At 70.3% G+C, this 20,143-nt stretch carries 14 protein-coding genes; 4 read left to right on the forward strand and 10 right to left on the reverse strand.

The features are described from left to right. Positions 1-86: 86 nt before the first annotated feature. Positions 87-737 carry a helix-turn-helix domain-containing protein gene (locus ABZX61_RS21560; protein WP_355196969.1) on the reverse strand — a complete coding sequence of 217 codons (651 nt, stop codon included), beginning with the start codon at positions 735-737 and terminating at the stop codon, positions 87-89. Positions 738-930: 193 nt separating this feature from the next. On the opposite strand from ABZX61_RS21560, the gene ABZX61_RS21565 reads away from it, so the two are divergent. After that, the gene (locus ABZX61_RS21565; RefSeq protein ID WP_355196971.1) at positions 931-1,131 is read left to right on the forward strand and encodes a ferredoxin; all 201 of its coding nucleotides are present in this window, start codon (positions 931-933) and stop codon (positions 1,129-1,131) included. Then, entirely contained in the window at positions 1,128-2,312 is a 1,185-nt protein-coding gene (locus tag ABZX61_RS21570; RefSeq protein WP_355196973.1) for an FAD-dependent oxidoreductase, read from the forward strand. The genes ABZX61_RS21565 and ABZX61_RS21570 overlap by 4 nt, the downstream gene beginning before the upstream one ends. A 60-nt stretch (positions 2,313-2,372) precedes the next feature. On the opposite strand, the gene ABZX61_RS21575 is transcribed toward ABZX61_RS21570, so the two are convergent. The 3 genes from ABZX61_RS21575 to ABZX61_RS21585 are packed head-to-tail and all read right to left on the reverse strand — an operon-like array spanning position 2,373 to position 5,656. Beyond that, positions 2,373-3,200 carry an alpha/beta hydrolase gene (locus ABZX61_RS21575; RefSeq protein WP_355196975.1) on the reverse strand — a complete coding sequence of 276 codons (828 nt, stop codon included), beginning with the start codon at positions 3,198-3,200 and terminating at the stop codon, positions 2,373-2,375. Between the two features lie 37 nt (positions 3,201-3,237). Continuing rightward, on the reverse strand, positions 3,238-3,912 hold the full coding sequence (locus tag ABZX61_RS21580; protein ID WP_350741239.1) for a response regulator transcription factor: 675 nt from the start codon (positions 3,910-3,912) through the stop codon (positions 3,238-3,240). After that, on the reverse strand, positions 3,905-5,656 hold the full coding sequence (locus tag ABZX61_RS21585; protein WP_355196977.1) for an ATP-binding protein: 1,752 nt from the start codon (positions 5,654-5,656) through the stop codon (positions 3,905-3,907). Before ABZX61_RS21585 ends, ABZX61_RS21580 begins: the two co-directional genes overlap by 8 nt. 134 nt (positions 5,657-5,790) lie before the next feature. Between ABZX61_RS21585 and ABZX61_RS21590 the strand changes: the two genes are divergently transcribed. Continuing rightward, on the forward strand, positions 5,791-7,131 hold the full coding sequence (locus ABZX61_RS21590; RefSeq protein ID WP_355196979.1) for a serine hydrolase: 1,341 nt from the start codon (positions 5,791-5,793) through the stop codon (positions 7,129-7,131). A 9-nt stretch (positions 7,132-7,140) separates the two neighbouring features. Here ABZX61_RS21590 and ABZX61_RS21595 read toward each other — a convergent pair whose 3' ends face one another. Further along, positions 7,141-7,983, reverse strand: coding sequence for an NAD(P)H-binding protein (locus ABZX61_RS21595; RefSeq protein WP_355196981.1), 843 nt, complete (start codon positions 7,981-7,983; stop codon positions 7,141-7,143). Between the two features lie 84 nt (positions 7,984-8,067). Between ABZX61_RS21595 and ABZX61_RS21600 the strand changes: the two genes are divergently transcribed. Further along, a complete protein-coding gene (locus tag ABZX61_RS21600; protein WP_355196983.1) occupies positions 8,068-8,925 on the forward strand; it encodes a helix-turn-helix transcriptional regulator in 858 nt (285 codons plus the stop codon). A 6-nt stretch (positions 8,926-8,931) separates the two neighbouring features. Here ABZX61_RS21600 and ABZX61_RS21605 read toward each other — a convergent pair whose 3' ends face one another. From ABZX61_RS21605 to ABZX61_RS21625, 5 genes are all read right to left on the reverse strand, one after another. Continuing rightward, the gene (locus tag ABZX61_RS21605; RefSeq protein ID WP_355196985.1) at positions 8,932-12,192 is read right to left on the reverse strand and encodes a DUF2961 domain-containing protein; all 3,261 of its coding nucleotides are present in this window, start codon (positions 12,190-12,192) and stop codon (positions 8,932-8,934) included. Positions 12,193-12,203: 11 nt separating this feature from the next. After that, positions 12,204-14,237, reverse strand: coding sequence for an N-acetylmuramoyl-L-alanine amidase (locus tag ABZX61_RS21610; protein WP_355196987.1), 2,034 nt, complete (start codon positions 14,235-14,237; stop codon positions 12,204-12,206). Between the two features lie 14 nt (positions 14,238-14,251). Continuing rightward, complete coding sequence (locus ABZX61_RS21615; protein WP_355196989.1) at positions 14,252-15,724, reverse strand: VCBS repeat-containing protein; 1,473 nt, start codon at positions 15,722-15,724, stop codon at positions 14,252-14,254. A 13-nt stretch (positions 15,725-15,737) separates the two neighbouring features. Next, positions 15,738-17,210 (reverse strand): FG-GAP-like repeat-containing protein, encoded by a 1,473-nt coding sequence (locus tag ABZX61_RS21620; protein ID WP_355196991.1) that lies wholly within the window; start codon positions 17,208-17,210, stop codon positions 15,738-15,740. Between the two features lie 75 nt (positions 17,211-17,285). After that, on the reverse strand, positions 17,286-19,886 hold the full coding sequence (locus tag ABZX61_RS21625; RefSeq protein WP_355196993.1) for an FG-GAP-like repeat-containing protein: 2,601 nt from the start codon (positions 19,884-19,886) through the stop codon (positions 17,286-17,288). Between the last annotated feature and the right edge of the window lie 257 nt (positions 19,887-20,143).

The following is a 20,143-nucleotide window of genomic DNA, read 5'->3' on the forward strand; positions in this document are numbered from 1 at the left end:
TCCGTGCCACATAGTGAATCACATGATTTAATCTGGTCAATCACGTGATTCACTATGTGACACAGAACGACGGCGAGGCCCCGGGCTTACGGGCGAGGCGTCACCGGGGCCTGCCACAGGCCGACGATCGCGTCGATCAGACTGGAGGCGAGGTCGTCCCAGCTGGACTGGAGAGTGGTGGCGCCCTCGGCGAGGGCGCGTTCCCGTTCGACGCACATGTGCACGATCACGTGACGCGCCATGGCCCAGCGCTCCTTCTGCACGGTGGCCGGCAGGTCGCTCAGACACCGGTTCAGGCCGTCCACGAGCAGCCGCAGCGAGGGCGACGGCAGCGATTCCTCGACCGTGATCTGGTAGAGCGCCGGATCGGCCATCACCTGCGCGCGGAACCGGGCGTACCAGGTGGGGCTGCCCTGCGCTTCCAGATGCCGGGTGAACGGGCGCACCAGGCAGGCCACCCAGTCACGCACGTCCGTCGAGCCGGCGGCGTCGGCGACCATCCACACCCGCAGCTGCTCCATCTCGTCGGCGTGCCTGCGCGCGATGGCGCGTACCAGGTCGGCCTTCGTGCCGAAGTGGTAGCCCACCGCGGCGCTGTTGCCCTGACCCGCGGCCTCGCTGATCTGGCGGTTGGACACCGCGTGCACCCCGTGCTCGGCGAACAGCCGCTCCGCGGTGGCCAGGATCACCTCCCGCGTCGCGCTCCCCCGCTCGGGCCGCGCACTCCCGCCCGCCATCACCCTCTCCTCCCCGTGGCCTTCACCGCATCGTAGGGAACCTCACATCCACCCAACTCAATCATATGATTTAATTAAATCAAGCGACTGACTTACCCATCTCGCGGCGAAGGCTCCTGCAGCGCCGTCCTGGCGCCACCGATGACCCAACCCAAAGGCCGCCTGACCCATCCCCCTAAAGGAAGACGAAACCATGAAAGTCACCATTGACCGGGACAAGTGCTGCGGCGCCGGCACGTGCGTGCTCGTCGCGCCGGACGTGTTCGACCAGCGAGACGACGACGGGATCGTGATCCTGCTCAACGAGCGGCCGCCCGCGGAGCTCCACCCCGTCGTCCGCGAGGCCGCCGACGTCTGCCCCGGAGCGGCGATCTTCGTGAGCGAGGACGCATGAGCACCCCCGGCCACGTGCTCGTGGCCGGCGCCTCCGCCGCCGGCCTGGCCACCGTGGAAGCCCTGCGCCGCAAGGGATACGAAGGCCGGGCGACCGTGCTGGGAGCCGAACCCCACCTGCCCTACGACCGGCCACCGCTGTCCAAGCAGATCCTGTCCGGCAGCTGGGAACCCGAGCGAGCCCAGCTGCGGCCCCCGGCCACGCTGGCCGCGCTGAACGCGGAGTTCGTGCTCGGCGACCCGGCGACCGGGCTGGACGTCTCCTCCCGTACCGTGCGCACGGCATCGGGACGCGTTCTGAGCGCGGACGCGGTGGTGGTCGCCACCGGACTGCGCCCCCGCACACTGCCGGACCAGGCCGGGCTGGCCGGCGTCCACGTGCTGCGCACCCTCGACGACGCGCTGGCGCTGCGGGCCGACCTGCTGTCCTGCACGCGCCTGGTGGTCGTCGGGGACGGCGTGCTCGGCGCCGAGATCGCCGCCACCGCGTGCGGCATGGGCGTGAACGTCACCCTGGCCGGCCCTCAACCGGCGCCGCTGGCCTGCCAGCTCGGCCAACCGGCCGCCGGGCTGCTCGCCGACCTGCACACCGAGCACGGGGTCGAGCTGCGGCTCGGCGCCGCCGTCAGCGGCCTGACCGAACGGCACGGCCACGTCACCGGGGTACGCCTGGAGACCGGCGACGTGCTGCCGGCCGACGTCGTCGTGGTCGCCTTCGGCGCCGCCCCGGCCACGGACTGGCTCGCCGGCAGCGGGCTCGACCTGGACAACGGACTGGTGTGCGACTCCCGCTGCCGCGCCGCGGAAGGCGTCTACGCGGTCGGCGACGTGGCCCGCTGGCACCACGAGACCCTGGGCAGGTCGCTCCGGCTGGAGAACCGGACCAACGCCACCGAACAGGCGATCGCCGTCGCCGGCAACCTCCTCGGCGACGACCGCCCCTACACCCCGATCCCCTACTTCTGGACCGACCAGTTCGACGCCAAGATCCACGTACACGGGATGCCGTCACCCGACGCCGAGGTGTCCATCGCGGAAGGCTCGGTGGCCGAACGCCGCTTCGTCGCCGTCTACCGCCACGACGGCCGGGCCACCGCCGTACTCGGCTGGAACATGCCCAAACAGGCGCGTCAGCACCGGCAGGAGCTCACGGCGACTTCCCTCCTCGCTGGATCGGCCTGACCGGCAGGCCGCGGCCACTTTGAGAGACCGGCGTGGCCGCGGCTTCCGACCCCGGCGCCTTTACATTGTAGATTCATGCCGGGTGAGCCAGGCGCGGATCTCGTCCATGAGCGGGACGGGCGCGTCGTGGTGGACCAGGTGACCGGCGGCGTCGATCAGCGAGAGCTCCGCGGCGGGGATCAGGCCCTGCAACCGCCGGCCGATCTCGGTGGGGATCCACGCGTCACAGGAGCCCCACAGGATCCGTACGGGGATGCTGATGCGGCCCAACTGTTCCTCGTTCTCTTCGAGGAAGCGCTCGTCATAGTGGGCGATCTGCCGGTAGAAGGCGGGCTGGCCGTCCTCGCCCGTCCACGGCCGCACGAGGGCGTCGAGATCGTCGTCGCGCAGGCCGCGATGGCTCGCGCCCTGAATGTAGGCGCGCACGATGGCGGTGTGGATGTACGCCGGCAGCTGCCCCAGGACGTCAGGATGGTCCTGCACGAACCTGAAGAAGGGTGAGCCGCTGGGCGGGATGGCCACGACGTCGACGAGCATGAGCGAGGCGTAGCCGACGCCCAGGATCAGGTGCGTGCGCAGCGACACCGCACCGCCGAAGTCGTGGGCGATCACGTGCGGCCGCTCCAGCCCCCAGTGCGCGAGCAGCGCCGCGAACGCATCGGCCTGCGCGCCGAAGTCCACGGGATGCTCGGCATGCTTGGACGAACGGCCGTATCCGGGCATGTCCCACAGGTAGACGGTGAAGTCGCGGCTCAGGGCCTCCGCGAACGGCTGCCACAACGCCGACGAGAACGGCGTGCCATGACAGAACACCACCGCCGGCCCGGCGCCCGCGCGCCCCCAGGCGATCTGCCTCCCACGCCACTCGAATCGCTCCGTCAACTCCATGACCACCCATGGTAGTCAGCGGTCGAGCATGTAGCGCCTATCGATCGGGGCCGAGGTAGGCGAGGACCGCCGCGACCCTCCGGTGCACGTCCCCGCTGTTCTCCAGCCCCAGTTTCGTGAAAATGGCGTTGACGTTCTTCTCCACCGACGAGATCGACAGATGAAGCGCCCTGGCGATGGCCGAGTTGGAGCGGCCGCGTGCCATCTCCCGGAGCACGTCGCGTTCGCGGCCGGTCAGCGCCTCCTGCTGGCCGCGGACGTCGCGCCTGGCCAGCAGGCCCTCCACGACCTTCGGGTCGATGACGGAGCCGCCGCAGGCCACCGCCCTGATGGCCCCCAGCAGCTCGTCCAGGTCCCCGACCCGGTCCTTGAGCAGGTAGGCGTAGCCTTCGGTGCCGTGCTTGAACAGCTCGAACGCGAACAACGCGTCCGCGAACTGCGACAGCACCACGACCCCCACCCCTGGATGCGCGGTCCTGATGCGGTGGGCGGCGTCGATGCCCTCGAAGCCGGGCCGCCAGTCGCCGCCCGGCATCCGGATGTCGGTGACCACGACGTCGGGGCCGAGGCGGCGGACGGCGTCGAGGAGTTCGTCGGCGTTGCCGACCGCGCCGACGACCGTGATCTCGCCCGACATGTCGAGCAATTGGCGGGTTCCTTCGCGTACGAGGTAGTGGTCGTCGGCGACCACCGTACGGATCAGCTCACCCATCGACCGGCACCCACGCCTTCACCCGTGTCCCCTTTCCCGGCGAGCTGTCGAGGTCGAGCCCGCCGCCGAGCGCGTCCAGCCGGTCGGACAGCGTGGCCAGCCCCCTGCGGGCGGCGGCCTCCGGGTCGAAGCCCTTGCCGTCATCGGCGACCGTGGCGCGCAGGCGGCCGCCCGCGTGCGACAGGCCCACCTCTATGGTGGCGGCACCCGCGTGTTTGAGCGCGTTGGCGAGGGCCTCGTTGACGGTGAAGTACATCGCGCCCTCGACCTCGTCCTTGAACCGCCTGGTTCGCAGCCCGGGGTCCGAGGCCACCGTCGTGTGCACGGGCAGGCGGGAGCAGCGTTCCTCCACCGCCTCCACCAGGCCGCCCTGGCTGAGGGCCGACGGATGGATGCCGGCCGCCAGCTCGCGCAGGTCGGCGAGCGTCTGACGGGCCTGTTCGCGCAGGTGGGCGAGCATGTCGGGGCTCGCGCCGGTGGAGCGGGCCAGCTCCAGACCCGCGATGAGCGCGACGAGCTGCTGCTGAACGCCGTCGTGGATGTTGCGTTCGATGCGCCGGCGTTCCGCCTCCTGGGCGTTGACCAGGCGGGTGGCCAGGCCGGCGCTCTGGATGGCCAGCCCGGCCGGCACGGCCAGCGCCTCCAGGAGCCGCCGGTCCACGCGCGTCAGCCCGCCCACGCCTCGGGGACCGCACTCGATCCGGCCGAGCCCTCCGTGCACCGGCACCGTCAGCGTCGCCGGGCCCTCCTGCCGGCCGGCGACCACGCGGGTGCCGTCCGCCAGCGTCACGGCCGCCCAGGTGGCCTCCAACGCGGTGCGCACGGCCGCGGCCACCCGGCCGAGCTGCTCCGCGGGCTCGGGCGCGTCCTCCAGCGCGGTGCCGAGGTCGGACAGCACCTCGTCCACCGTCGGCCGTACGTCGAAGATCAGGTGCAGGCGGGAGCCCCGGATGCCGATCCCGATGTCGAGCAGCCGGTGGCGGACCACGGTGACCCCGATCGCGACGGGCAGCGCCCCCGTCATGGCCATCGTCCCGAACAGCGCGAGCATCGGCAGCCTCGCGAGGAACACCATCTGGACGACGCCGCCCAGCAGGCTCACGGCCACGCCCCCGACCATCCAGGTGTACTGCCGCCGCTCGACCCGCGCGCTGCGCCGCCGGCGGAGAACGAGCCCGCAGAACCCGATCGCTGCCATAATCCACGTGATGAGCTGGCCGGCGGCCGACATCAAGAGCCCGACCAGGGTGAGCGTCGACTCCATGACCAGCGTCGGCTCGCGCGCGGCGCCGCCGCTCAGGGTGCTCCCCACGGCGTGCAGGGCGATCGCGATGCCGGAGATCCACGCGAACGCGCGCCAGCGGCGCGACGGCAGCCGTCCTTCGGGGAAGAGCAGCGGGACGAAGATCCAGTTCAGGCCGTAGAAGACAGCGAGGACGGAGGAGAGCGGGGCGGTCAGCCAGAGCGGCACCGTGCCCATGATCGACAACCCCGCGCCGGTCAGGCCGACCCCCAGGAAGAGTGCGCAGAGCAGGAGCAGCCAGCCGTACCGCAGCTCGGGACGCCGGGTGGCCAGCAACCAGCCCAGCGCGGGCATGAGCAGCGCCACCACCATGTACACCCATTCGGTCACCGGGAGGGGGACGCCGCGGCTCGCCGTGATGCGGCTCGTGATGATCACGTTGGCCACGATGCCGGCGGCCGCGCCCGTCGCCAGTACCCCGGCCACCAGCCTCGAACCCATAAGCCCCCATCGTCGTGAGTGATCGGCGAGAGGGCTATGAGGTTATCCGCATATTTCGTACGGCGATCCCCACCAGCCAGAACGGTGGCTCCCATGGTGGCCCGCCATGACCCCGCCGCGATTGCCTGAGCACCATGAGAAACAACAAGCCCGTCCGCTTTCTGTCGGCGGCAGCCGTCGCGGCCACGATGACGGCGGTCAGCGTGGGTCAGACCGCGCCCGTGCAAGCCGCCGCCGTCGCCGCGCCCGAGATCCCCGACACGCCCGCGGGCCGGCAGTTGCGCTGGCTGCTCGACGCCGCCACGCGCCCGCCGATCCCGGAGAGCGAGCTGAGGCAGCACTTCGCCGCCGAGTTCCTCCAGAGCGTCCCCGCCGACCGGCTGAACCAGACCCTGACCGGCTTCAAGGGCATGCGGTTCCAGGAGCTCACCAGGTCGGAGAGCGCCCTGCTCGTCGCCACGGTCGAGGCGGCCGGCGTCCTGTTCGACCTGTCGCTCACGACGGACGGCGCCGGCCTCATCAGCGGCCTGCTGTTCCGGCCGCAGGTCTCCCCCGCGCCCAAGGACTGGGCGGAGCTGGACCAGCGGCTGAGCAGGCTCGCGCCGCAGGCCGGCTTCATCGCCGCCGAGGTGGCCAAGGACGGGGCCTGCCGCCCCGTGCACTCCGTCGCCCCCGGCACGGCGCGCCCGCTCGGCTCCATGTTCAAGCTCTACGTGCTGGGGGCCGTGGCCGAACGCATCGCGAGCGGGGCGTTCGGGTGGGACACCCGGCTCACGATCACGCCGGAGCTGAAGAGCCTGGGGTCGGGCGAGCTGCAGAACCGCCCGGACAACAGCGAGGTGTCAGTGCTGGAGGCCGCCAAGCTGATGATCTCCATCAGCGACAACACCGCCGCCGACCTGCTCATCCACCGGGCCGGCCGCAAGAACGTCGAGCGTACCGCGCGGGCCTGGGGCGTCCGCGACCGGCGCGACACGCCCTGGCTCACCACGCGGGAGATGTTCGTGCTCAAGGGCGCCGGCTACCCGCGGCACGCCAAGAAGTACCTCTCGCTGGGAACGGCCGGGAAGCGGGCCTACCTGGACAGGGTGGTCGCCAAGGTCCCGCTGTCCCGCGTCGCCGGGTGGACCGCGCCGCGCCGGCTGGACACGATCGAGTGGTACGCCTCCCCCGCCCAGGTGTGCCAGGCCTTCGCCCGGCTGTCGAAGCTGCCCGACAAGCACGTCGGCGAGGCCCTGTCGATCGACGACGCGGGGCTCGCGCTGGACAGGGCCCAGTGGCCGTCGGTCTGGTTCAAGGGCGGGTCGGAGCCCGGGGTGAGCGACCTGGGCTACCTCGCCAGGACGGCGGACGGGAGGTCGTTCGTGGTGACGACCCTGGCGATCGATCCGAAGACCCCGTTCGACCAGGCGCGGGCGCTCTCGGAGCAGCTGGGGCTGACCCGTGGCGCGTTCGCGCTGGTCAAGGGCTCCTGAGGGCCACGATCACGAGGGCTCGTCGCGGAAGTCCTCGGCGTGGTCGCGGGCCCACTCGCCGTACGCGCGGGCGGGTCGGCCGGTGACCTTCTCGACCGTGTCCGTGGGGGGCAAAGGCCGGTCGACGGCGGCGGCCGACTCCTTGATCACCACGTCGGCGACCTGGGGCGTCGTCCAGGCGCTCAGCTCCGCGCGGTACTCCTCCAGATCCTGGACGACGAAGCGGACCGGGCGGCCGATGGCCTCCCCGATCAGCTCGGCCTGGCGGCTGCGGCTGACCAGCTCCGGCCCGGTCAGCGGGTAGGTCGCACCTTCGTGTCCCGGTTCGGTCAGGGCGAGGGTGGCGACCGCCGCGATGTCCGCCTCGTGCACGGGGGCCGAGCGCGAGTCCGGGAACGGGTCGCGGACCACCCCCTCGGCCCGGACCGACGGCGCCCACTGGAGCGTGTTGGTGGCGAAGGCGCCCGGGCGCAGGAACGTCCAGGCGATTCCCGAGCGGGCCACGGCCTGCTCGGCGTCGCCGTGCAGGCGGCCGATCGCGTCGGTCGAGGCGGGGTCGGCGAGCAGCGCGGACAGCAGGACGATGTGCTCCACCCCGGCGGTCGCGGCGCGGGTGACGAAGTCGTCCAGGCCGCGTCGCTCGGCGTACAGGAAGACCTTGGTGACGCCGGCGAGCGCGGCGTCGAACGTGTCCGGGTCGGCGAGGTCGCAGAGCACCGTTTCCACCCCGGCGGGCAGGCGGGCCGCGCCCGGGTTCCGGCCGGCCGCGCGGACGGGCTGTCCCGCGGCGAGAAGTCGCTGTACGAGGCCGCGCGCGACGTGCCCGCGCGCCCCGGTCACCAGAATCGTCATGCCACCAGGTTGGCCGCGCGGCCGGGACGGCGGGTAGGCCCCCGTGGGCCTGGGACTCGTGATACCAGGCCATGATGGAAGACGATGAACAAGGACGAGCTGGGCAGTTTTCTGCGGAGCAGGCGCGAGCGGGTCAGGCCGGAAGAGGCGGGGCTGGCACCCGGCCGCCGGCGCCAGACGCCGGGCCTGCGCCGCGAGGAGGTCGCGCTGCTGGCCGGGATCTCGGTCGACTACTACATCCGGCTGGAGCAGGGCCGCGGGCCGCAGCCGTCCGCGCAGGTGCTCGCCGCGCTGAGCCGCACGCTGCGGCTGACCGGCGACGAGCACGACTACCTGCTGCGGATGGGCGGCCAGGCCCCGGTCCGGACCGGCACCGCGCCGGAGGTTCCCGAGCACGCGCTGCGCCTGCTGGATCGCCTCGACGAGTATCCCGCCGTGATCGTCAACGTCTGCTGGGACCTGCTCGCCTGGAACCGGATGCTGGTCGCGCTCATCGGCGACCCGGCGGCCAGACCGCCCCGCCGGCGCAACACGCTGCGCTGGCTGTTCGGCGGCGCTCCCGCCCTGCTGAGTGACCACGCCGACCATGCCCGCCAGGCCGTCGCCGATCTGCGGGCCAGCGGCCGCTACCCGGACGATCCCGACGTACGGGAGATCGTGGATGAGCTGACGGCGGCCAGCCCGCTGTTCGCCGAGCTGTGGGCGGCGCAGGACATCGAAGTGCAGCGGACCGTGACGAAGCGAGCCATGCACCCGGTGGTGGGCGTGATGGAGCTCGATTGCGACGTCCTGCCCCTGCCCGGCGGGGAACATCGCATCGTCCTCTACACCGCCGTCCCGGGCTCGCCTTCACACCGCGCGCTCCAGCGCCTGCGAGCACTCAGCGACGGTAGCTCGATGAGCCCGCTCCCGGAGGGACGGGAGCGGGCTCGGGTGCCGTGAGGCAGGTCAGCGGATCTGGCTCGGTTGCGGCCACTCCGTACCGGCGGCGAAGTGGTCGTGCCACTTGATCGGCGTCGGCTGGAAACGGCCGGTCTCCGAGGTGGCCACGAACACGTCCGCGGCGTCGCCCCGCGTGAAGGCGATCACGTCGGCCTTGCCGTCGGCGTTGACGTCGCCGACGCCCGGGACCTGGTCGCCGCCCGCGAAGTTGTCGTGCCACTTCCAGGCGTTCTCCACGAACCTCCCGCCGTCGGACAGCGACACGAAGACGTCGGCCGCCGCACCGCCGGTGAAGGTCGCGATGTCGTCTCGCCCGTCGCCGTCGAAGTCGCCGACGGCGGGCGTCTCGGAGCCGACGGCGAAGTTGCCGTGCCAGCGCCACCCGTCGTGCCGGAAGACGCTGCCGCTGGACAGCGCCACGAACACGTCGGCGGACGTGCCCCGGGTGAAGGCCGCGACGTCGTCCCGGCCGTCGCCGTCGAAGTCGCCCACGGCCGGGAGCTCGTCGCCGATCACGAAGCGGTCGTGCCACTTGCGCGACGCCCCGAACCCGGACCCGGTCGACAGGGCCACCCAGACGTCACCCGAGTCGCCCCGGGTGAAGGTCGCGATGTCGTCGCGGCCGTCGCCGTCGAAGTCGCCCACGGCGGGGAGCTCCGTGCCGGCGGCGAAGTAGTCGTGCCACTTCCAGCCGTTCTGCACGAGTTTCGTGCCGTCCGACAGCGACACGAAGACGTCGGCGGCGCTCCCCCGGGTGAACGTCGCCGCGTCGTCGCGGCCGTCGCCGTCGAAGTCACCCGTCAGGGCGATCTCCTGGCCGACGGCGAACGAGTCATGCCACTTCCACCCGTCCTGCACGAACCTCGTCCCGTCGGAGAGCGAGGCGTACACGTCGCCGGTGCTCCCCCGGGTGAAGGTCAGCACGTCGTCCCGCCCGTCCTTGTCGAGGTCGGTGCGGGTGGGCGTGCCGGTGCGGCCGGAGACGACCGGCCCGGCGGCGGCCGTGCGGCCTGACAGGTCCACCGCCTCCACCCGGTAGTACCAGGTCGCGCCGGCGGCCAGCGGGCCGTGGGTGAAGCCGGGCGCTCGGGTGGTGCCGAGCAGCGTGTTCTGCGCGGACGGCGAGGTGGAGCCGTACACGCGGTATTCGCGGATGCCGAGGTCGTCGTCCGGCTCGCGCCACGTGAGGTGCAGCGCGTGCCTGTCGCCGCCGACCAGGGACGGCCCTTCAGCCGCCGTGGGCGCCCGGTCGTCGGCGTGCTGCGCGGGGACGAGGCTGTCGGCGGCGTACCGGGCCGCGGTCCACGGGGGCGCGCCGGCCGTGGGCCGCAGCTCGACCCTGATGGAGGACTTGCCCGCGGTGGCGCTCACCGGCAGCGCGAACGTGTCCGCCAGCCAGCGCTGGGTGCCGTTGCCGAGCGGCTGCCGCCACTCGCCGACGTCCACCCCGTCCACCAGGACCCGGGCCGCCTGGCCGGCGGCAGCCTGGTCGGAGGTGCGCCGCAGCAGCACGCCCGCGTTGCCGGCGTCCACGCCGAGCTGGAACGACACGGGGCTCGACGTGGACCGCGTCACCCCGCGCACGGTCTGGTGGTCCTCGTCCCCCTCGTACACCGAGGCGAGCGTGGCCTGGGTGGCGGCGCCGCTCTCCCGGTAGTCGTGCGCGGCCCTGCCGGCCGCGTCGCCGACGTCGAGCACGCTCGTGCGGTGCGTGCCGAAGGTGGGCTGCGAGTAGAGGAACGCGGTGGAACCGTACGTGGCGGGCTTGTCGTTCTGCGGGCCGTGCTCGATGCCGAACCTGAGCGCGGAGGAGAACTCCACGCCGTCGGAGAGCATGAGCCGGTACGCGGCGTCGCATTCGTACGGGCAGCCGCCGCCGGCCTTCTCGTGCGCCGGGTTGCCAGCCAGCGGATCGTTGAACTCACCGCGGTTGAAGTACCAGCCGGACTCGTAGAAGTCCTCGGTCCCGGAGCCGTGGAGCTGCGGCGTCAGCGCGCCGTCCACGTATGCGCGCTCGTCGCCCTCCAGGTACTCCCGCGTGAGACCTTCGGAGATGAGCCCGTTCATGGTGTGCGAGACGCCGACGAACTTGCCCCGTCCCGTGCGGTCGGAGAACAGCCAGTCGGAGTCACGTACGACCGAGCCGCGCCGCGACTCGGTGGCGAAATAGCCGGCCTGGCCGCCGGGCGCGAGCGCGTCCGCCCAGGAGGCGTCGGCCGCGGAGGTGACCTGTACCTCCAGGTCGTCCAGCGTGCGCCCGGCACCGTTGACCAGGCTCACCCTGGCCTCGGACCGGTACGGCATCGGCCACCACGTCGTGTACCAGCCGCCGCCCGCGGTGTCCACGGCGAACAGCAGCGACTTGACCGGGTACTCGCCCAGACCGGCGCCGAAGAACTCGCCGACCGGAGAGTCGACGGTGGTCCGGCCGTCGAAGTCGAGCCGCAGCCGTAGCCCGGCCAGGGTGTCGTCGGTGGCCGACGCGTCCGGGACCCGCACCCGCAGCGCGGAGATCGCGCCGGAGCCGGTCACCCGGGCGAACTCGCGCTGCTGCCCCGCCGTCAGGCTCGCCTTCTGGGTGACGGTCTGCGCGCCGGGCCGGGCCGGCTTGGGGTCGCCGGTGCCGGACGCCTTCAGCAGGTTGACGACGTCGGAGGCGTTCTCTGCGGGGTCGAACCGCCGCACCCCTTCCGCGTCGGGGAAGTGGCGGTAGGTGACGTGGTAGAAGAGCGGGTTGTGCTGCGTGTACACCCGCATGGAGTGGCGGTACGGCATCGGCACCTTGATGTAGACACCGCCCGAGCTCTGGTCGGCGTTGGCCACCAGCGGGAAGACGAACGGCCCGCCGACCTGCCCGTTGACCAGGCTCTGCAGCGGCGCGCTGACGACCACGGCGCCGTCGAGCTCGATGGTGATCGTGCCGGTGGCCGACACGTCGCCGCCGTCCCTGGTGAACCAGATCGAGGAGATCTCGCCGGCGCCCGTGTCCTCGGCGATCACGCACTGGCTTCCCGAGGTGCGCAGGCAGGAGTACACGCCGCCGAACCCGTCCTGGAAGTTGGCGCCGGCCCGGTCGAAGCTGGAGAACTGCCGGGTCTGGGTGCCGGGGCTCAGGTACGGGAGCCGGTCGAGGCGCCGGAAGACGTCCCAGCCGATCGGCCCTTTGTCGGCCCCCGCCGCCGCGACAGCGGGCTGCGCTGTCACGGCGACGGGGGCGGCCACGAGAAGCAGGCTCGTCGCCAGCGCGGCGAGCAGCTTTCGCATCATCCGCGTGCCTTTCACAGGGTGGTCTCGCCGTTGAGGCCGAAGAAGTCGTGCCACTTGACCCCGGTCCCGAAGGCGGAAGCGCCGTTCGACAACCCCACGAACACGTCGTTCGTGGTGCCCTTGGTGAAGGTGACGATGTCGTCCTTGCCGTCACCGTCGAAATCACCGGTGTAGGGGAACTCGCCGTTCGGGGCGAACCAGTCGTTCCACTTCACGCCCGGACCGAAGCCCTGACCATTCGAAATCGCGACCCACACATCACCGAGATTGTTGTTGGTGAACGTGACGATGTCGTCCTTGCCGTCACCGTTCACATCTGCGACCCGGGGCTGCTCACCGGCGAGCGCGAAATTGTCGTGCATCTTCACCGAGGCGTTGAAACCCGTCCCGGTGGACGTCGCCACGTACACGTCATTCGTCGAACCCTGAGTGAAGACGATGATGTCGTCCTTGCCATCACCGTTGACATCACCCACCGCCGGGAACTCGCCGTTCAAGGCGAACCAGTCATGCCATTTGACGCCGGCGCCGAATCCGTGGTCGTTGGACAACGCCACGTACACGTCGTTGGCCGTCCCACGGGTGAACGTGACGATGTCGTCCTTGCCGTCACCGTCGAAGTCGCCGACCGCCGGCACCTCACCGCTCGGCGCGAAGAAGTCGTGCCACTTGGCCGCAGCCCCGAAGCTGCTCCCGGTGGACGGCGCCACGTAGACGTCGGCGTTCGCCCCCTGGGTGAAGGTGACGATGTCATCCTTGCCGTCGCCGGTGAAATCCCCGGTCAGCGGGACCTCGCCGCTCAACGCGAAGTAGTCGTGCCACTTGACCGACGTGCCGTCGAAGGCGTTGCCGGTCGACTTCGCCACATAAACGTCGGCGTTCGCGCCGTGCGTGAAGGTGACGATGTCGTCCTTGCCGTCGCCGTCGAAGTCCGCCGGAGAGCCGCCCAGGAGCGAGCCGCCGCCACCGTTGACGAGGGACATGTAGTAGTCCCAGTTCCAGTGCGGGCCGGGGTCGGTGTGGTCGTTGCCGGGGAGCTCGTTGTGGCCGACGATGTTCGCGCGGGTGCGCGGGATGCCCCACTTGTCGGCCAGGTAGCGGGTCAGGGCGGCCGAGGAGCGGTACATGGCGTCGGTGAACCACGACGGGTTGTCCACGAAGCCCTCGTGCTCGATGCCCAGGGCCTCGGCGTTCGAGGACCGTGCGTGGTAGGCGGTGTCGGTGTCGCGCACCATCTGCGTGACGTCGCCGTCGGACGAGCGGATCACGTAGTGGGCGCTGACCTGCGCGGACGGGTTCTGGAACCAGCTGATCGTACCGGCGTAGGAGCCCTGGGTGACGTGGATGACGATCTTGCGGATGGGGCTGGAGCGGCCGGGCGAGTAGTTGTTGCCGTTGGCGGGGACCCAGTGCGCCGGCGGGTAGTCGGTGCTCAGGATGCCGGCCTGGGGTTCACCGGTGGTGGCCGCCAGGGGCTTGACCTTCTCGTACGTGCCGCGCTCCGGCCTCACCTTGCGCGGCTGGACGACGACCTCGGCCTTGATGCCCTGGGCGAGCAGGCCGTAGACGGTGTCGGCGTACAGGCGGGCCACCTGGTCATCGGCGGCGCCGCCGTAGCGTGCGACGACCGGGTACCAGGCGTTGACGTCCTTGCGCTTCGACGTGTCGAGCCCCGCCTGGTCGGCGAGAGCACGCAGGACCGCCGCGCCGCCGCGGATGTTGGCCGCGGTGTCGCTCTTCAGGTCGGCCTCGGGCTCGCCGGTGAGCTTGGCGGCCTGTTCGAGGGTCTTGTGCTGCGGATTGCTCACCAGGTGCATGACGCCGTAGCCGTTGTCGCTGCTGGGTGCGCCGTTGTGGCCGTCGAGATGCGTCTCACCGTAACCGACCGCCACGAGCAGGTCCTTGGGGACCTGGTATTCCGCTGTCGCGTCGGCGAACGCCTTGTCCAGCCCGTCCGCCTGGGCGGCGACGGCGGGCCTGGCGGTGAGCAGCAGCCCGCCGACGGCCGCGCATAAGGCGGCCTTACGCACATGCTTCCACTGCATTGTTCCGGCTCCTTCTAGAGGGTGGTTTCGCCGTTGAGACCGAAGAAGTCGTGCCACTTGACCCCGGCGCCGAAGGCCGAAGTGCCGTTCGACAGGCCGACGAAGACGTCGTTCGTGGAACCCTTGGTGAAGGTGACGACGTCGTCCTTGCCATCGCCGTCGAAATCACCGGTGTAGGGGAACTCGCCGTTCGGAGCGAACCAGTCGTTCCACTTCACGCCCGGACCGAAGCCCTGACCGTTGGAAATCGCGACCCACACATCGCCGAGGTTGTTGTTGGTGAACGTGACGATGTCGTCCTTGCCGTCGCCGTTGACGTCCGCGATCCGGGGTTGCTCACCGGCGAGCGCGAAATTGTCGTGCATCTTCACCGCGGCGTTGAAACCCGTCCCGGTGGACGTCGCCACGTACACGTCATTCGTCGAACCCTGGGTGAAGACGATGATGTCGTCCTTGCCATCGCCGTTGACATCACCCACCGCCGGGAATTCGCCGTTGAGGCCGAAGAAGTCATGCCATTTCTGGCCCGCGCCGAACCCGTTCCCATTGGACAGGGCCACGAAGACGTCCTGGGTCGTCCCGCGGGCGAAGGTCGCGATGTCATCCTTCCCGTCGCCGTCGAAGTCGCCGACCGCCGCGATCTCGCCGCCGGGCGCGAAGAAGTCATGCCATTTCGCGGCGGGACCGAAGCCCGTGCCGGTGGACGGCGCCACGTACACGTCGCCGCTGGAGCCGTGCGTGAACGTGACGACGTCGTCCTTGCCGTCACCGGTGAAGTCGCCGGTGTAGGTGGTCTCGCCGCCCAGCCCGAAGAAGTCGTGCCACTTCACCGACGTGCCGTTGAAAGCGGTGCCGCTCGAGGTGGAAACGTACACGTCGGCCGAGGCGTTCTTGGCGAAGGTGATGATGTCGTCCTTGCCGTCGCCGTCGAAGTCGGCCGGCGAGCCCGCCTGCATGCCGTGCATCCAGGCGGCCTCGTTCAGGAGCGAGCGGGCCTTGGCCTCGGACTGGTCGTAGCGGTCGGGGAAGGCGGAGCGCTGGACGCTCTGGGCGAGCTGCCCCGGGGTGTAGCCGGGGTTGGCCGCGTCGTTCCTGATGGCCCGGGTGAAGAAGGAGTTGGCGGCGAAGCTGACGTCGAGGATCTGCTCAGGGGTGCCCCAGCCCTGGCTCGGACGCTGCTGGAAGACGCCGAGGGAGTCCTTGTCGCCGCAGTTGAGGTTGTTCATGTGGGACTCGACCCAGCCGGTCTCGAACGCCGCGAGCATCACCTTGTCGTTGGCGTTGAGGCTGCGGCCGACCCGGTAGACGGCGGTCGTCACCCACTGGTCGTGGGTGGCGGGGACGGACGGGCAGGCGAGGAGGAGTTCGGCGTTGGAGCGGTGCTTGCCGGGGTCGGGGGCCGCCTGGGCGGGCATGGCCGAGGCAGCGGCGATCGCCAGCGCGCCCGCGGTGACGGATAACGCGCGGCCGATTCGGGACTTGCGCATGATGGCTCCTGGATCAGAGGGTGGTTTCGCCGTCGAGGCCGAAGAAGTCATGCCATTTGATGCCGGTGCCGAAGGCGGAAGTGCCGTTCGACAACCCCACGAACACGTCGTTCGTGGCGCCCTTGGTGAAGGTGACGATGTCGTCCTTGCCGTCACCGTCGAAATCACCGGTGTAGGGGAACTCGCCGTTCGGAGCGAACCAGTCGTTCCACTTCACGCCCGGACCGAAGCCCCGGCCGTCGGAAACGGCGACCCACACATCACCGAGGCCGTTGTTGGTGAACGTGACGATGTCGTCCTTGCCGTCGCCATTGACGTCCGCGATCCGGGGCTGCTCACCGGCGAGCGCGAAATTGTCGTGCGCCTTCACCGCGGCGTTGAAACCCGTCCCGGTGGAGGTCGCCACGTACACGTCATTCGTCGAGCCCTGGGTGAAGACGATCAGGTCGTCCTTGCCGTCGCCGTTGACATCGCCGACGGCCGGGAACTCGCCGTTGAGCGCGAACCAGTCGTGCCATTTCACGCCCGTGCCGAAACCGGTGCCGGTCGACAGCGCCACGTACACGTCGTTGGCCGTGCCACGGGTGAAGGTGACGATGTCGTCCTTGCCGTCGCCGTCGAAATCGCCGACCGCGGGAATCTCCCCGCTCGGCGCGAAGAAGTCGTGCCACTTCCCGGCGGCGCCGAAGCCCGTGCCGGTGGACGGCGCCACGTACACGTCGGCGTTGGATCCCTGGGTGAACGTGACGATGTCGTCCTTGCCGTCGCCGGTGAAGTCGCCGGTCAGCGGGACCTCGCCGCTCAACGCGAAGTAGTCGTGCCATTTCACCGACGTGCCGTCGAAGGCGTTGCCGGTCGACTTCGCCACGTAAACGTCGGCGTTCGCGCCGTGCGTGAAGGTGACGATGTCGTCCTTGCCGTCACCGTCGAAGTCCGCCGGAGAACCGCCCAGGAGCGGGCCGCCGCCACCGCAGTTGCCACTGGTGTGCTTGGCCGCGGCTTCGCTGTAGCGGAGAGCCACGCCGTCGATGACGATCGGCTGGTTGCCGCCGTCGGCCTCCTGCTCGTAGTGCAGGTGCGGGCCGGTGGAGTTGCCGGTGCTGCCGACCTTGCCGAGTTCGGCGCCGTAGTCGACCCACTGGCCCCTGGTGGCCGTGATCCGGTCCAGGTGCGCCACGAGGCTCGTCCAGCCGCCGCCGTGGTCCACGCGGACGTAGTTGCCGTAGCCGGGGTGGCCGGTGACCGTCTCGATCACCGTGCCGGGCGCCGAGGCCAGAGCGGGGGTGCCGAGGTCGCCGGAGCCCGCGATGTTGAAGTCGATGGCGTTGGCGACCTCGGTGGAGTGGTGGTAGTAGTCCCGCACCTGTCCGCACGGCCACGGGGCGCGGAAGTCGGGGCGGGGCCCGGCCGCGGCGGCCGGGGCGGGCGGGATGAGGAAGACGCCGGCCGACAAGGCCGTCACCGATAACAGGATCCTGCTTCTCACGGGGTTTCTCCTGTCTGGAGGCGTGACGCGGCCGCGCGGCGCGAGGGTTGCCGTGCCGCGCGGAGGATTACCGGGTCAGAGGGTGGTCTCGCCGGGCAGGCCGAAGAAGTCGTGCCACTTGCCGCCGCCGGCGAAGGAGGTGCCGGTCGACAGGCTCACGCGCACGTCGGCGGACGGCGTGTGGGTGAAGGAGACGATGTCGTCCTTCCCGTCGCCGTCGTAGTCGCCGACGTACGGGAACTCGCCCGCCGGGGCGAAGTCGTCGTGCCATTTCGTGGCGGCCCTGAATCCGGCGCCGTCCGACAGGGCCACGGAGACGTCGGCGGCGGGGTTGTTGGTGAAGGAGGCGATGTCGTCCTTGCCATCGCCGTCGAAGTCGCCCACGCGGGGCTGGTCCGCGCCGGGCGCGAAGCTGTCGGCCACCTTGGTCGCGGGGCCGAAGCCGTGGCCGGTGGACATGGCCACGTACACGTCCGCCGTGGAGCCCTGGGTGAAGACGATCAGGTCGTCCTTGCCGTCCCCGTTGACGTCACCGACGGCCGGGAACTCGCCGTTCAGGCCGAAGTAGTCATGCCATTTCTGGCCGGCGCCGAACCCGTTCCCGCTGGACAGGGCCACGTAGACGTCCGCGGCGGCGCCGCGGGTGAAGGTGGCGATGTCGTCCTTGCCGTCGCCGTCGAAATCGCCCACCGCCGGGACCTCACCGCTCGGGGCGAAGAAGTCGTGCCATTTCACGCCCGGTCCGAAGCCGTTGCCGGTGGACGGCGCCACGTATACGTCGCCGGTGGTCCCTTGGGTGAAGGTGATGATGTCGGCTTTCCCGTCGCCGGTGAAATCGCCGGTGTAGGGGAGCTCACCGCTCGGGGCGAAGAAGTCGTGCCACTTCGCGGACGCCCCGAAGCCCGTGCCGGTCGAGGCGGCGGCCCACACGTCCGCGCTCGCCCCGTGGGTGAAGGCCACGATGTCGTCCTTGCCGTCACCGGTGAAATCCGCCGGCGAGCCGCCGAACATGGTCCCGCTGGTGCCCGTGTAGTACACCTCCAGCTCGGCGACGGAGGTGAAGGTGCGGGTGCCGCCCGGGGCGCCGATGACGCGCACGCCGTCGCCGTCCACCGGGTTGAAGCCCAGCTCGTACGTGCGGTTCGGGCCCGCCGTGTTGTCGTACGGGTAGTCAGGCGTGATGCGCAGCCCGGTGACGTTCACCCATTCGTGGTTCCTGCGGACCTGCACCCGCAGATCGCTCGCGAACCAGCCGCCGTCGCCGAAGATCTGCCCGCTGGTGAAGGCGACCTTGTTCATCAGGTATTCGCGCGGCCAGGTGTAGCCCCACCAGCTCGCGCCCTTGCGCTCGTCGTTCCAGTCGTCCTCGCTCTGCGCCTTGTTGCCGTCGTTGTAGAAGCCGACGTTGCCGAAATGCGCCACCCGCTCGACGCCGGTCGTGCCCGGCTCGCGGGCCAGGTTCCTGGCGCCGTCGGGCGTGTTGGCCGGGGTGGTGTCCACGTGCGGCTCCAGGCGCATCTTGCGCAGCGAGAACGTGTACGCCCAGTGCTGCCCGTCGGGGAAGCCGCCGCCGCACGGGCAGACGTTCGACTGCAGCCACATCGACTTGCCGTCGGCGCTGATGTACTTGGACGGGATCGTGGTGGCGTAACCGCCGTGCTTGGTCGTGGTCCACGGGTAGCCGCCGAAGTCCTTGCCGGAGAAGTGCTTCCACGGGCCCCACGGCGTCGGCGACTCGTAGAACTCGAAGGTGTACTCCGTCCAGGACGTGTAGAGGTAGCGGTTGAGCGGCTTGTTGTACACCACGCCGCCCTGGCTGAGCACGGTCAGGTTCTTGGCCCGGTTGGCGGTGTAGACGTCCTGGTAGATGCGCCGGTCGTCGTGCATGACCGCGACCCGGCGGCCGATGTCCGCGGACCAGGTGGGCGCGCCGGAGGCGGCGAAGCCGCTGACGAACTCCCAGGCCGACCGGTTCTGCACCTGGTCCTTGGGCACCCGGGCCAGCCACAGGTCCACCGGGTCGGGCACCCGGTTCGCGAAGGAGTCGCGCCAGTTGTGGTCGAGGCCGTAGGCGTAGACGTAGCCGTCGGGGGCGTTGCCGTACGCCTTGCCGTAGTCCAGGAACATGATCGTGGTGAACACCCCGTTGCCGAACATCGGCCCCGACCTGTCCCAGGTCCACGTCCTGCCGTGGTCGGTCGACTTCGCGATCGTCGCCGCCGGGGCGTCGTCGAAGTCGAACGCCAGGTCCTGCACGGCCAGGTAGAGCGTGCCGCCCACGCAGGCCATGCCGGTGGGCTTGCGCGTGTGGTTCGCCGTCCACACCTGGCCGACGTTGTCGCCGATCGGCAGCTGCGCGCCGGTCAGGTTGTCGGGCATGCCCGAGATGCGGGCCACGCCGATGTCGCTGTACGTGCCCGCGAACCCGATGCCGTCACCGTAGGCGGTGTAGACGTTGTCGTCGTCGGACCAGCAGTTCGGCCACAGGTCGCCGTGGTTGCGGTTGTCGCCCGCGGCGGGCGCGCCGACCGTCGCGCCGGAGTCGATCTGCACGGTCGAGAAGTACGGGCTGGGCGGCGGCGAGGCGGCGGCCGTCGCCGCCGGGACGGCGGTGATGGTCATCGTGAGCAGCGTGGCCAGGCCCGCGCCCAAACATCGTCGAACGATCGAGAACATGACTTCTCCTGGCGGTGCGGGCCTCCTGAGCGCATGGCAGTCAGGAGGCCGTGAGGTGGGGGTGAAGGGAGAAGAGATCTGAGCAATCGATTTCTGGATGAACGTACAATCGCGGCCTGACAGCCGTCAAGCCCTGATTTGTCAGGATTTGAGTCGAGCATTTGCCCAGGTAAACCACCACATTTCAATATTTCAGGAAATGTGGAAGTATGATCATGACCGGAAAGCGATTCCTGGACCAGGACCTCGACCCCAAC

Source organism: Nonomuraea sp. NPDC003709 (genome assembly GCF_040610775.1).
Lineage (GTDB): Bacteria > Actinomycetota > Actinomycetes > Streptosporangiales > Streptosporangiaceae > Nonomuraea > Nonomuraea angiospora_A.

Coding starts and splice junctions, on each gene's coding strand:
- ABZX61_RS21580 (WP_350741239.1), bottom strand. CDS start 3,912: ATGGGTGAGCTGATCCGTACGGTGGTCGCCGACGACCACTACCTCGTA.
- ABZX61_RS21565 (WP_355196971.1), top strand. CDS start 931: ATGAAAGTCACCATTGACCGGGACAAGTGCTGCGGCGCCGGCACGTGC.
- ABZX61_RS21605 (WP_355196985.1), bottom strand. CDS start 12,192: ATGATGCGAAAGCTGCTCGCCGCGCTGGCGACGAGCCTGCTTCTCGTG.
- ABZX61_RS21575 (WP_355196975.1), bottom strand. CDS start 3,200: ATGGAGTTGACGGAGCGATTCGAGTGGCGTGGGAGGCAGATCGCCTGG.
- ABZX61_RS21585 (WP_355196977.1), bottom strand. CDS start 5,656: ATGGGTTCGAGGCTGGTGGCCGGGGTACTGGCGACGGGCGCGGCCGCC.
- ABZX61_RS21590 (WP_355196979.1), top strand. CDS start 5,791: ATGAGAAACAACAAGCCCGTCCGCTTTCTGTCGGCGGCAGCCGTCGCG.
- ABZX61_RS21595 (WP_355196981.1), bottom strand. CDS start 7,983: ATGACGATTCTGGTGACCGGGGCGCGCGGGCACGTCGCGCGCGGCCTC.
- ABZX61_RS21570 (WP_355196973.1), top strand. CDS start 1,128: ATGAGCACCCCCGGCCACGTGCTCGTGGCCGGCGCCTCCGCCGCCGGC.
- ABZX61_RS21625 (WP_355196993.1), bottom strand. CDS start 19,886: ATGTTCTCGATCGTTCGACGATGTTTGGGCGCGGGCCTGGCCACGCTG.
- ABZX61_RS21600 (WP_355196983.1), top strand. CDS start 8,068: ATGAACAAGGACGAGCTGGGCAGTTTTCTGCGGAGCAGGCGCGAGCGG.
- ABZX61_RS21610 (WP_355196987.1), bottom strand. CDS start 14,237: ATGCAGTGGAAGCATGTGCGTAAGGCCGCCTTATGCGCGGCCGTCGGC.
- ABZX61_RS21560 (WP_355196969.1), bottom strand. CDS start 737: ATGGCGGGCGGGAGTGCGCGGCCCGAGCGGGGGAGCGCGACGCGGGAG.
- ABZX61_RS21615 (WP_355196989.1), bottom strand. CDS start 15,724: ATGCGCAAGTCCCGAATCGGCCGCGCGTTATCCGTCACCGCGGGCGCG.